At 61.8% G+C, this 7,464-nt stretch carries 6 protein-coding genes and 1 pseudogene; 2 read left to right on the forward strand and 5 right to left on the reverse strand.

Annotated elements, in window-relative coordinates; all coding sequences use genetic code 11:
• The 3 genes and pseudogenes from DBR30_RS21965 to DBR30_RS08870 form a co-directional block, all read right to left on the reverse strand.
• Nucleotides 1–278 (reverse strand): annotated as a pseudogene (locus DBR30_RS21965) (AraC family transcriptional regulator); the annotation flags it as partial.
• Between the two features lie 11 nt (nucleotides 279–289).
• Complete coding sequence (locus DBR30_RS08865; protein WP_108588306.1) at nucleotides 290–826, reverse strand: YbhB/YbcL family Raf kinase inhibitor-like protein; 537 nt, start codon at nucleotides 824–826, stop codon at nucleotides 290–292.
• 196 nt (nucleotides 827–1,022) lie between these two features.
• A complete protein-coding gene (locus DBR30_RS08870) occupies nucleotides 1,023–2,279 on the reverse strand; it encodes an adenylosuccinate synthetase (RefSeq protein WP_005362191.1) in 1,257 nt (418 codons plus the stop codon).
• Nucleotides 2,280–2,449: 170 nt separating this feature from the next.
• Between DBR30_RS08870 and DBR30_RS08875 the strand changes: the two genes are divergently transcribed.
• The gene (locus DBR30_RS08875) at nucleotides 2,450–3,364 is read left to right on the forward strand and encodes a LysR family transcriptional regulator (protein ID WP_019445686.1); all 915 of its coding nucleotides are present in this window, start codon (nucleotides 2,450–2,452) and stop codon (nucleotides 3,362–3,364) included.
• Between the two features lie 109 nt (nucleotides 3,365–3,473).
• On the opposite strand, the gene DBR30_RS08880 is transcribed toward DBR30_RS08875, so the two are convergent.
• The gene (locus DBR30_RS08880) at nucleotides 3,474–4,892 is read right to left on the reverse strand and encodes a TAXI family TRAP transporter solute-binding subunit (RefSeq protein WP_108542060.1); all 1,419 of its coding nucleotides are present in this window, start codon (nucleotides 4,890–4,892) and stop codon (nucleotides 3,474–3,476) included.
• 81 nt (nucleotides 4,893–4,973) lie between these two features.
• Complete coding sequence (locus tag DBR30_RS08885) at nucleotides 4,974–6,116, reverse strand: MalY/PatB family protein (protein WP_108542059.1); 1,143 nt, start codon at nucleotides 6,114–6,116, stop codon at nucleotides 4,974–4,976.
• A 182-nt stretch (nucleotides 6,117–6,298) separates the two neighbouring features.
• Here DBR30_RS08885 and DBR30_RS08890 point away from each other — a divergent pair.
• Nucleotides 6,299–7,464: MFS transporter (locus DBR30_RS08890; protein WP_108588307.1), on the forward strand; the 1,166-nt coding region annotated here is incomplete at its 3' end.

The raw sequence follows: 7,464 nt of genomic DNA on the forward strand, positions 1-7,464 counted from the left end.
GCTGACTCGGCCAGCCATTCTGGCGGCGGCGGGGTGAGCAGCGTGATGGCGTGGGAGCGAAACTTGCCCTGATCAGGTTGATTGACGAAGGTGAGCTGGTGGCCTGCCGGGATCAGCAGCCACCGCTCCCTGTCAAACGACAGACGTTGCTCGCGCCACCACAGTTGTTTGCTCCCCTGGGTGACCCAGATGAGGGTTGGGGCATAGATGAGCACCCGATGCAGGGGCTGCTGGCGGATCCCGAGATAGTGGCTCTGTTGCAGCAGAGGAGTGCTCATCCGGTTGGCTCCTAGGGGGTGACGAAGGTGGCGGTCAGGGTGGCCTTGCCGAGCGCCATGCTGTTGAGCATGAAGCCTATCATAGCGGGCGGGGTATCAGCCTTCACCTCGAGATCATGGGGCAGGGCCCAGGCGGTGAACTGATAGCGGTGCATGCCGTGACCAGCGGGCGGGCAGGGGCCGCCGTACCCCTGGCTGCCAAAGTCGGTGCGGATCTCCAATCCCTGCTTGAGCTTGCCGGAGGCATTGCTGGCCAGCTCGCTCTGGGTGGCAGGCAGGTTAACCACCAGCCAGTGCCACCAACCGCTGCCGGTAGGGGCATCGGGATCATAGGCGGTGATGGCAACACTCTTGGTGCCTGCCGGCAGATCCTGCCAGCTAAGTTGGGGCGAGTGGTTGTCGCCGCTGCAGCCAAAGCCGTTGAAGCTGAACTGTTTGTCCATCAACTGGCCTTCGTGAATGTCCGTGCTCTTCAGGGTCATGGCAAAGGCTGGCATGGCCGTCAGGCAGAGCAGTGGCAACAGGGCACTCTGTTTGAGCAATTTCATCGGGTGACTCCTCGTGTGGTAACGGGTTCACTTTAACGAGGGCAGGGTAGAATGTTATTGCAGAACGGCTCAATGTGAGGTCGATTGGTGAGTTAATTGAGCCTTTGGGTGGTTTTATGGCAAGAAGGTAAACGGCAGCCATAAAAAAACCGGCATCAGGGATGCCGGTTTTTTGTTTGACGATGAGAGGTGCGGCTTAGCGCAGGATCATCTCGTCACGGCCCGGGCCGACGGAAACCATCGGAACCGGTACGCCGAGCAGCTCTTCGATACGCAGCACGTATTGCTGGGCCGCTTTGGGCAGCTCTTCGAAGGTGCGGCAGCCGGTGATGTCTTCGCTCCAGCTTTCCATCTGCTCGTAAACCGGCTTCAGGGCAGCGGTTTGCGGCCAAATCGGGTTCTCGGTGTGGGCACCTTCGTAGGCCACGCAGATCTTCAGATCCGGCAGACCGGTCAGGCAGTCCAGCTTGGTCAGGGCCACTTCGGTGGCGGCTTGCAGCTCGACACCGTTCTTGGTGGCGACGGCGTCGAAGTAACCGACATCACGGGGACGGCCGGTGGTGGCACCGAACTCGTTGGTGATCTTGCGGAACTCGTCCTGGTTCTCCATGGCGGTCAGCAGGGTGCCGGTACCGACAGAGGAGCTGAATGCCTTGGCCACAGCGATGACGCGCTCCGGGCGCAGACCCGGCAGACCGCCACCGATACCGGCGTAGGCGCCAGATACGTGGGAGGAGGTGACCCAAGGGTATTCGCCGTAGATCAGGTCACGGCCAGCGCCCAGCTGGGCTTCGAACAGCAGGGTCTTGCCTTCAGCCTGCAGTGCTTTGAGCGGCATGCTGACGTTGCAGACGGCGTCGATCCAGGGTGCAGAGACTTCCAGCAGCCAGTCGGCCATCTCCTGGGCAGTCTGGGTGAATTCGAAGGAGGGGTAGATAGCCTTCATCTGCGGCAGTTTCCAGTCCAGCATGAACTGGATGCGCTCGACCAGCACGTCCGGCTGTTTCAGCCAGCCGACTAGGATCGCTTTCTTCATCACGCGATCGCCGTAGGCAGGAGCGATGCCCTGACGGGTGGAGCCATAGGCGCCGTCACCCAGACGTTGCTCTTCCAGGGTATCTTCCAGTGCGTGCAGCGGCAGGCAGAGGGTTGCGCGGTCAGAGATGGCCAGCTTCGGAGTCACGCCGGAGGCTTTGACTTCCTCGAGCTCGACGGTCAGTTTCTCGGGGCTGATCACCATGCCCGGGCCGAGGACAACCAGGCAATCCGGGTTGAATACGCCACTCGGAACCTGGTGCAGCTTGAAGGTGCCAAGGTCGTTGACCACGGTGTGGCCAGCGTTGTTGCCGCCCTGGAAGCGAATGCTGGCGCCAGCTTGACCTGCCAGATAATCCACGATGCGGCCTTTGCCTTCATCACCCCAGTTAGCACCTACGACTACGATAGACGACATGACTCTTTCTCCTAAGACGTTAGGCGTCCATCCTAGGAGCCTGATGCGGATTAGAAAAATTAATTATCTTTATAATTCCGATAAGAGAACCATATAATTATGGCCAATTAAGCGGCAAACCGTCCGATTTTGCCTGGCAAGCCCCGCACATCGCGGGTTGAGGGACTCTTATGCTGGATATTCACTGGCTGCAAACCTTTGTCACTCTGGCCCGATTGCAACATTTTGGTCAGACCGCCACCGAACTGCACATGACTCAGCCCAATGTCAGCCTGCATATCAAACGGCTGGAGCAGGCGACCCGGGTGCGGCTGATCGAGCGCAGCCCGTTTCGCCTGACGCAGGCGGGGGAGCGGCTGCTGCAAAGCGCCGAGCGCACCATTGCCGAGTTGCAGCTCTGCCAGTCCGATCTCAATGCCCTCAACCAGCTGAGTCAGGGGACGCTGGCCATCGCCGCCAGCGACATCATCTCCCGCCTGCTGCTGATCCAGCCGTTCCAGCGCTTCAAGCGGGAGTTCCCCGGCATCGACCTTACCCTGTTCAACACCACTTCGGATCAGGCCGCCGAGCTGGTCAAGGCGGGCAAGGCGGATCTGGGTTTTGTCATGGCGCAAAAGCGCAGCGAGCCGCTCTTCTATACCGAGCTGCAACAGGTGACCTGGTGCGCGCTGGGGCACGGCCTTGCCCGCTGGCAGGCGCGGGCGGTGGCGGGGGAGAGCGACCCCCTCGACGAGCCGACCCTGATCCTGCTCGGTCACGACACCCGCACCCGGGCGCTGATCGACCCGTCCCTGCCGCTGCTGGCGCTCCCCCCTTGCCGCATCATGGAGGTGGGCAGCGTGGACGCCCAGCTCGATTGGGCCGAGGCGGGCTTTGGTGTCGCCATCGTGCCGGACTTCTCCCTGCATCCGCGCCTCAACCTCACCGCGCCGGTCACCAGCCTCGGCGATTTTCCCGGGACCAGTCTGGGTTATGTGGTGCGCCAGAATCAGGTGTTGTCGCGGGCCATCAAGCAGTTGCTGCACTGGGTTGAGGAGGAGATCCAGAAGCCCAACCCCTATCTGACTAGGGGGATGGAGCCTTAGCGGACGGCAAGGTGAGCTGGTCAATCGACTTCGCCACTATCGAGCGCATATCAACAATCAGGGCAGCCGAGGCTGCCCTGATGCATTTGTGGGCGCTTACCGTTCAGGGTTACGGCGGTGTGGCTGCGCTGGTGGATGGGGAGGGAAGTGTATCGGTTTTATCCTGCTGCGAGGTTTCGCCAGTCACCGCGCTGCTGGCAGGCTGGATTGCCTGCTCTTGCGGCGCAGTGGCCGCAGAGGCGCTCTGTGGCAACTGAGTCGACACGGCAGCCGATGGTGATGGAACCGTTGACGCTGCGGCAGAGGGAGCCACTCTTTCCCCCTCGGTGGTCGGCGTAGCAGTGAGCTCGGAGGTGACCTCAAGTGCCTCTTCGGGCAAGGGATTAACCTCTGTGGCTTCTGTTGCCACTGCGGCACTGCTGGTGGCGGTCGCGTCAGAGAGCGCTTCAAGGGGAGCAGTCGTCCCGTCGGCGGCACTCACCTGCTCTGTCGTGGGCACCGCTTCCGAGGTCGATGGTGCTGGTGTTAACGGCTCCGGTGTCAGCTGTTCCGCGGTTAACTGCTCGGGAGTCAGTGACAAGGGAGCTGGCGGTTGATCCGACATCCCAGCATGGAGGGGCAGCTCGGTCTGCGCCTGCAACTGCTCGGGGGTCACCTTGCTCAGGGCAGGATGCAGCCGACTGAACTGTTTGACCCGGGCCAGCAGGGTATCGCGCACGGTACGGACGATGGGGTCCGGCAGGCTGGCCAGCGCCACCAGTTCGGCACTCATCCCGATATTGTTGATGGCTGTGGTCTGTCCCGGATAGAGGTTGGCGGCGATACGGCTGCGCTGGTAGTAGGGGTGTTGCTTGAGCAGCCTGTCGATCTGCTCCCCTTCGATGGGAATGAGGCGCACCTTGCAGCGGCTGATCAGATCGCCGACCGCCAGACTGGGGTGACCGGCAACCACAAACGCGGCATCCAGCGAGCCATCGCACAGCCCTTCCAGCGGCTCGCTGTCCGACTTGAGTTGATAGGCAGCAAACTGCCCGGGTTGCCATCCCATGGCTGCCATCAGGGCCTGGCTGGTGATCTGCTCACCGGCGCCCTTGTTGCCGGGATAAACCCGTTTCCCTTCGATATCTGCCAGGGTGGTGATGCCGCTATTGGGGGCGGCCAGCAGGGTCAGCGACTCCTGATAGAGGCGAAACAGGCTGCGCAGCTCATGGTTGGCCCCCTGCCCGCTGAAGGGGCCGGTGCCGTGCAGGGCGTGGTGCAACACATCGGATTGTACCAGTGCCAGCTGTACGTCCCTCTTGTCGAGTGCCTTGAGGTTGGCCATCGAGCCACGGGTGCTCTGCACGGTGCAGCTGTCCCCATGCAGGGCATGGCCGGCATTGAGCACCCGGCAGATGGCGCCACCGGTCGGGTAGTAGACCCCGTTGAGTGGGCCCGTTCCGATAGTCAGCGCCTGGCTGCCAAAGGGGAGCAGCGCAGAGAGTGCACAGAGGGGGAGCAGAAGGTGATGCAAGATCCGTAGAGACATAATTGACCGTTGACTGAGTTGACCGCTGGCTGATGACACAGTGAAAAAGGGATGGGGCTTGCCCATCCCGTTGCTGGCTGATCAGGGCTTGTTGTTGAGGATTGCCCGCTCCATCCGAGCCAGCGCGTCGGTTAGTCGTGCCCTGGTGCAGCCGAAGTTGAGCCGCACAAACTGACCGTCGCCAAACTGGGCGCCGGGGGAGAGACCAACCCCTGCCTGCTCGAAGAAGGCGATGGGATCGGCAAGGCCAAGGGCGCTCACATCGATCCAGGCCAGATATGTCGCCTGATGGTTGGCCAGCTTGACGCCAGGCCAGCGAGCCACCGCTTGCTGGATCAGGGCCAGATTGGCCGCCAGATAGTCGAGTTGCTCGGTCAGCCACTGTTCGCCACCCTCATAGGCCGCTTCGGCGGCGACAAAGCCCAGCAGGTTGACGTCGGCGCTGATGCCGCGCATCGCCTGTTGCAGCCTGAAGCGCAGACGGGGGTTGGGGATAATGGCGAAGGAGCAGCAGAGACCGGCGATATTGAAGGTCTTGCTCGGGGCCATCATCACCGCACAGCGCTCGGCCGCTTGCGCACTGATGGCGCCGTAGGGAATGTGGCGGGCGTTTTTATCCAGCAGCAGATCGCAGTGGATTTCATCGGAGCAGATCACCAGATTGTGGCGCGCGGCGATGGCATCGATGGCCAGCAGCTCGTTACGGGTAAAGATGGTGCCGCCCGGGTTGTGGGGGTTGCAGAGCAGCAGCAGATCTGCGGCGGGAGCCTGACGCTCCAGCTCTTCAAGATCCAGCACCCAGCGACCCGCTTCCTCAATCATCGGCACGGTGAGCAGGGGACGATCATTGAAGCCCGGCGCTTGCAGGAAGGGGTAGTAGACCGGCTTGGGAGTGATGATGCCACGGCCATGCTGGCTCCACGCCTTGCAGGCAAGGTTTAGCCCCGGCACCACGCCGGGCAGGAATACCAGCCATTCGGGCTCGATAGCCCAGCCATAGCGGGTCGCCATCCGTTCGATAATGAGTTCGATCAGGCGCGGCGAGGGGCGTGAATAGCCGAAAATGCCGTGGGCGACCCGTTTGGTCAACGCCTCAATCACGGACGGGGGGGAGACAAAGTCGGTATCGGCAACCCACATGGGCAGCACATCCTGACCCTTGTACTTGTCCCATTTCAGGCTCATGGTGCCACTGCGGTCTACTTCCTGATCAAAATCAAACATGCGAACTCCTTGTGCTGGCAGGATGGGCTTTCACTCTACGGGGTCGCGGCCTCCCTCGCAAGGCGCACACCCGCTTATGCCATCCTTGAGCCCGCTCTTGATAGTGACATAAGATAGGCGCCGAATTTTCATACGGCTGCCGCCCGTTAGCCCGTATCGTCCTTCCAATCAGTGGTAACCCTATGAGCTTGTCGATAGCGGCGGTCAAACGCCCGGATCCCGTCTCTCTTTCGTTTCTTGCCGTGACCTTTATGACCGGCGTCGCGGTGGCATTGCAGGTGCCTACCTTAAGTCTGTTTCTGGCCGAGGAGGTGCAGGTGCGCCCCTTTCTGGTCGGGCTCTTCTATACCATCAATGCGGTGGTGGGCATTCTGGTCAGCCAGTGGCTGGGCCACCGCTCCGACAACAAGGGGGATCGCAAGCGACTGATCCTGCGCTGCTGTTTTGCCGGGGTGGCGCTCTCCTTGCTGTTTGCCTGGAACCGCAACTACTGGCTGCTGGCGAGTCTGGGGGTGATGCTGGCGGCGCTGGCGGCCACTGCCAGTCCCCAGCTGTTTGCGCTGGCGCGGGAGTACTCCGACAGCCGCAACCGGCGGGCTGACATGTTCAGCTCGGTGATGCGGGCCCAGTTTTCGCTGGCCTGGGTCATAGGCCCGCCCATCGCCTTTGCGCTGGCCATCGGCTACGGTTTCGAGTTGATGTACCTGGCCTCGGCACTGGCCTATCTGCTCTGTGCCCTGGTGGTGTGGCGCTGGCTGCCCTCTCTCCCTTTGCCCAAGATGGCTGAAGAGACCGAACGGGTTAGCAGCTGGCGGGATCCGGCGGTGCGGGCGCTCTTTATCGCCTCCACCCTGATGTGGACCTGCAACAGCATGTATCTCATCAATATGCCGCTCTACATCACCCGGGAGCTCGGGATGGATGAGAAGCTTGCCGGTATCCTGATGGGCACGGCGGCGGCGCTGGAGATCCCCTTCATGCTGCTGGCGGGTTACTACACGGCACGTTTTGGCAAGCGCCCCATGATGTTGCTGGCGGTGCTGGCTGGCGCGGCCTTTTACACAGGTCTGGTGACCCTCACCGACCAATACGCGCTGATCGCTTTGCAACTGTTCAACGCCATATTCATCGGTATCGTGGCGGGGATCGGCATGTCCTATTTTCAGGATCTGATGCCGGGGCGGGCCGGGGTGGCGACCACCCTGTTTGCCAACAGCATCCGCACCGGCTCCATCATGGCAGGGGCTATCGCCGGTGTCGTTGCGGAGGTGTGGAGTTTCCACGGGGTCTTTATGGTGGCGCTGGGATTGGCGCTGGTGGCACTGGCCGCCAGCTGGCGGGTGCCCAA

It is taken from the genome of Aeromonas sp. HMWF017, assembly GCF_003061465.1.
GTDB classification, from domain to species: Bacteria; Pseudomonadota; Gammaproteobacteria; order Enterobacterales; family Aeromonadaceae; genus Aeromonas; species Aeromonas veronii.

Excerpts from the sequence above, each read along its gene's own strand:
- DBR30_RS08880 (WP_108542060.1), bottom strand. The coding sequence starts at position 4,892 with ATGTCTCTACGGATCTTGCATCACCTTCTGCTCCCCCTCTGTGCACTC.
- DBR30_RS08885 (WP_108542059.1), bottom strand. The coding sequence starts at position 6,116 with ATGTTTGATTTTGATCAGGAAGTAGACCGCAGTGGCACCATGAGCCTG.
- DBR30_RS08865 (WP_108588306.1), bottom strand. The coding sequence starts at position 826 with ATGAAATTGCTCAAACAGAGTGCCCTGTTGCCACTGCTCTGCCTGACG.
- DBR30_RS08875 (WP_019445686.1), top strand. The coding sequence starts at position 2,450 with ATGCTGGATATTCACTGGCTGCAAACCTTTGTCACTCTGGCCCGATTG.
- DBR30_RS08870 (WP_005362191.1), bottom strand. The coding sequence starts at position 2,279 with ATGTCGTCTATCGTAGTCGTAGGTGCTAACTGGGGTGATGAAGGCAAA.